General features: G+C 35.2%; 4 protein-coding genes and 1 pseudogene. 2 read left to right on the top strand and 3 right to left on the bottom strand.

All coding sequences use genetic code 11. From position 1 onward, the window contains the following. The 3 genes and pseudogenes from FTU55_RS14805 to FTU55_RS15230 form a co-directional block, all read right to left on the bottom strand. A pseudogene (locus FTU55_RS14805) lies at positions 1-100 on the bottom strand (IS982 family transposase); the annotation flags it as partial. Between the two features lie 271 nt (positions 101-371). Continuing rightward, positions 372-884 (bottom strand): suppressor of fused domain protein, encoded by a 513-nt coding sequence (locus FTU55_RS15235; RefSeq protein ID WP_257222865.1) that lies wholly within the window; start codon positions 882-884, stop codon positions 372-374. A gap of 1 nt (position 885) precedes the next feature. After that, entirely contained in the window at positions 886-1,161 is a 276-nt protein-coding gene (locus FTU55_RS15230; RefSeq protein WP_257222864.1) for a hypothetical protein, read from the bottom strand. A 598-nt stretch (positions 1,162-1,759) separates the two neighbouring features. On the opposite strand from FTU55_RS15230, the gene FTU55_RS14795 reads away from it, so the two are divergent. Together FTU55_RS14795 and FTU55_RS14790 are read left to right on the top strand one after the other, a co-directional pair. Next, positions 1,760-2,116 carry a type II toxin-antitoxin system RelE/ParE family toxin gene (locus tag FTU55_RS14795; protein WP_004668307.1) on the top strand — a complete coding sequence of 119 codons (357 nt, stop codon included), beginning with the start codon at positions 1,760-1,762 and terminating at the stop codon, positions 2,114-2,116. Further along, positions 2,109-2,411, top strand: a complete 303-nt coding sequence (locus tag FTU55_RS14790) for a helix-turn-helix domain-containing protein (protein WP_001140620.1) — start codon at positions 2,109-2,111, stop codon at positions 2,409-2,411. Before FTU55_RS14795 ends, FTU55_RS14790 begins: the two co-directional genes overlap by 8 nt. The last annotated feature ends 147 nt before the right edge of the window (positions 2,412-2,558 follow it).

Here is a 2,558-nt window from a genome sequence, read left to right as displayed (position 1 = left end):
TTAAGGAACCACAGTTTTGTTTGAGAAACTCCCAATAAGTTGATTCAAATTTAAGAAAAAAATCATCAATTACGCAGAATAATTCGGTACTATTGAACATCAGGACTAGAGTTGTGAGTTTGGTGTGGTAACTCAACTGATGGCTCTAGTCCTCTTATTTTTCAAGTCAATTTCTTATCCGCGATTCAGGTTAAGTAGTAGAACTAAAATCTTTCGTGAAACAATGATTATTAATTGCTCGTGGAACATGAAAAATCATAAAAAAAGCCCAATCGGAGATGGTTGGGCTTTTAAATCGACATACGACACTGAAATTTAAAGATAAATAAAGAGAATTTCGTATAAGGTGTATTATGTTAATTTTAGGAAAACTAATTAGTTATAACAGAGGATCTATTACGATCACTGATTTGACCAACACCTGATTTTATAAGCTTATTAAGTAACTCATTCCGCCCATTTGTCATAGACCATTTCATTTCTTCATCGGTAATAACTGTTGCAACTAAAAACTCCATTTTTCCATTTGGAAGCTGTGTACTAAGAGGTAGAGGCTTTTGTGCTTTTGTAATTAAAACATTAATTTTGTCATTAGCATTTTCACCAACTTGTATAGCTTCAATAGTCAGCCCATTATATTTTTCAACTCTTGCTAAAATACCCGCATCATTTAATAATTCAGCTTGGGCCGCCCATTGTAAAAACCAAAGTGGCCATTCTTCATTTTTTTCTCTAGTCATTAATATTAATTCATATCCATAACCTGCTGCACCAGAAGGAGTAGAGGTTGGTGATTTCGATTTTAAAGTTGCCGAACTTGAAGTAGTTCGCCCTAAATGATCTTTCTCAACTTTTACATCAGAAACAGTTGCTTGAGCTGGCATATCAGAGTTTGTAAATCAAAAAAGTAGAATACACAAAAATATTTTTACCAATTTTGTCTGCCGGAATTACATATAACCCCCCACCAGGCCATACACCAGCCATGTGGACTATTTTCAAAATATCATTAGGTAATTGACCTATATTTTTTTCATAATACTGAGTTCTAGTGTCATATACATTTTGCCAAACGTCTTCTTGATTTTGTTGGGCGCAACTTATCGTAGAAAGCGATGTTAAGCCTATAAGACCGAATAACTTATTTAATTTACTAAGCATTTAAGATTTCTTTTAGTATTTTTGGTTTTTCTATTCTATTAATCTCTATCAGCTAAAGCAAAACAATCCTATTTAACATAATGGCGATTATACGCAATACATTTGTATATTAATATAAATATCAGATACTTATTCAAAGCATAAAAATCTAAAAACCATAAAAAAGCCGATTTTGAAACAAGTCGGCTTTTTTATGAGCGGTTTTGATAGTTCTTGCCAATAAATTTGTTTAAAAAGTAGTCGATTTTGCGATTTTTTAAATTTTATCAATGCTTGAATGCTTAAAATTATCCACATTTTTTGTGAATAAAATTTAGGCTATTTTGTACGCCTGGGCTTACGTAAATTCTGGTTCTTTACGGCTGTCCAGGAGAGGTGAATTTTCCTATGATGAAGCCATAGAGAACAGGATGTTCCAAACAACAAGAATAAGAAAGATCGCACCAGGAACGTGAGGTAAGACAGGAGTCATACTTAGCAACCCAATATGAAAAACCCCGGCAGGATGCCGGGGTTTTTTATTGCCTATCCTTTCTCATTTGCAAAACAAACATAATGCCCCTAAAATATAGACTATAATCTATATTCTGGTTGTGGTATGTGGACTGTCATTACGACAGATCTATTTAATCAGTGGCTTGAACAGCAAGATGAACCTACACAAGAGAAGGTCCTAGCTGCCCTGGTTGTTCTACAGCAGCAGGGACCGAGTTTAGGCCGTCCTTTAGTAGATACTGTGTATGAGTCTAAATTTACCAATATGAAAGAACTGCGTGTTCAACATCGCGGTAGACCCTTAAGAGCTTTCTTCGCATTTGATCCCTTACGACAGGCTATTGTTCTATGTATTGCTGATAAAGGCGGTAAAAAGCGTTTTTATAAAGACATGCTGGATATTGCAGATGAACAATACCAACTTCATCTCACTACCCTAGGAGATAAATCTAATGGCTAAGACTCTGCAAGAATTGTTAGCTAGCCGCTCTCCAGAGAGCCAAGCCCGTATTCAAAAAATGGCTGATGAATTACTGCTAGAAAATCAGCTTCATCTTATTCGTGAAGAACTCGAAATTTCTCAAAAAGAGCTTGCTGAAACTTTGGGAATAAAACAGCCATCGCTTTCAGCAATAGAAAATCGTGGCAATGATCTTAAGATTTCAACCATGAAAAAGTATGTTGAGGCAATGGGTGGGAAGCTCCGTATTGATGTAGAGCTTCCAACAGGAAAACATATAGGATTCAATGTTTAACAATAAAAATGGGAGCTATAGGCCACTGCTGTCCCATAGTTTGCTTTAAATAAAAAAACCTGAGTCCTAACAGTTAAAATATGAGTGTAAACAAACACTTTAACGACCAGGATTCAGGTTTTGTCACATCAGAATACCGTATTTCAT

The sequence above is a fragment of the Acinetobacter sp. YH12117 genome, assembly GCF_013418865.1.
Lineage (GTDB): Bacteria > Pseudomonadota > Gammaproteobacteria > Pseudomonadales > Moraxellaceae > Acinetobacter > Acinetobacter indicus.
Note: the sequence above shows the minus strand (reverse complement) of the source record. Positions and strands in the feature narration are given on the sequence as shown.